Origin of the sequence: Neobacillus sp. GCM10027624, assembly GCF_042675345.1 — a bacterium.
Classification (GTDB): domain Bacteria; phylum Bacillota; class Bacilli; order Bacillales; family Cytobacillaceae; genus Neobacillus; species Neobacillus cucumis_D.
Window position 1 is genome coordinate 1 of the sequence record NZ_JBHTHD010000027.1, and the last position, 1,446, is coordinate 1,446.

Here is a 1,446-nt window from a genome sequence, read left to right on the forward strand (position 1 = left end):
TGAAATGCCCCCTAAATGTTAGACACCATTCTAACGTTTAGGGGTTTTTTTATGGCCAAATTTACAGCTGAAGAAAGAATACAAATTGTTTTACGGTATGTATATGGGAGTGAATCTATCAATGCGATTGCGCAGGAGGCAAAGGTATCCCTTAATATTGTGAGTGGATGGATACGACTTTACGAACAACAAGGTATAGAAGCTTTTCAAAAAAAATATACAAGCTACTCCCTACAGTTTAAAATGGATGTACTGAATTATATGAACGAAACGGGTACATCATCCTACGATGCAGCGGCCATATTCAATATTTCATCTCCTAGACTGATTCGAAATTGGAGAAGTAAATTTGAACAAGGTGGAATTGGTGCCCTAGAAAAGAAGAAAAAGGGGCGTCCACCAATGAAAAAGAAAGCAAAGAAAATCGATTCAAAAAAATCAATACCTGCAGAAGGGTCAGTCGAAGCACTGCAAGAAAAAATCGCTCGATTAGAAATGGAAAATGCTTACCTAAAAAAGTTGAATGCTTTAGTTCAAATGCAGGAAAAATTACAAACAAAATCAAAGCGCAAGTAATTTTTGAACTAAAGGATCATTATGAAGTCGTGGATTTAGTTGAAGTCGCGGACATTCCACGTAGTACCTATTATTATTGGGAAAAACGATTAAATCAAGCTGATAAATATGCCGAAGTAAAAGAAGCTATCAAAGAGATTTTCCATGAACATAAAGGTCGTTATGGGTACCGTCGTATAGCGAAAGAACTAGAGAAAAAAGGATTTCATCACGATCCGAAAACAATCAATCGTTTAATGAATGAAATCGGCCTAAAATGCCTGGTACGAATGAAAAAGTATCGTTCTTATAAAGGAAATGTAGGAAAAACCGCTCCAAACCTACTAAACCGCGACTTTTCTGCCGAGAAGCTGAATGAAAAATGGGTAACTGATGTTACAGAATTCCACCTATTCGGTGAGAAACGTTACCTCTCACCAGTACTTGATTTATGTAACGGAGAAATAATCGCTTATACTTTGATGAAACGTCCAGTTTATAAATTAGTCGGCGATATGTTAAATCAAGCGATTGAGCGTCTTCAACCTGGGGACCAAGTAATCCTCCATTCAGATCAAGGATGGCATTATCAAATGAAGCAGTATCAAAAAACATTAGAACAGCACCAGATTACACAAAGTATGTCTCGTAAGGGTAATTGTTTGGACAATGCAGTTATTGAAAATTTCTTTGGCTTATTAAAGTCTGAACTTCTTTATCTACAGGAGTTTGATAGTATTGAGCATTTTGAAAAAGAATTAGAAGACTATATACACTATTACAATCACAAACGAATAAAGGCAAAATTAAAAGACCTAAGTCCGGTAGAATACCGAGCTCAGGTCCTCAAAGTAGCCTAAAATATTTGTCTAACTTTATTGGGTCAGATCA

General features: G+C 36.2%; 2 pseudogenes. Both read left to right on the forward strand.

The features are described 5' to 3' along the window. Positions 1-51: 51 nt before the first annotated feature. Positions 52-444: pseudogene (locus ACFQZ9_RS28650) on the forward strand (transposase); the annotation flags it as partial. Next, a pseudogene (locus ACFQZ9_RS28655) lies at positions 420-1,415 on the forward strand (IS3 family transposase); the annotation flags it as partial. The pseudogenes ACFQZ9_RS28650 and ACFQZ9_RS28655, both read left to right, overlap by 25 nt. Between the last annotated feature and the right edge of the window lie 31 nt (positions 1,416-1,446).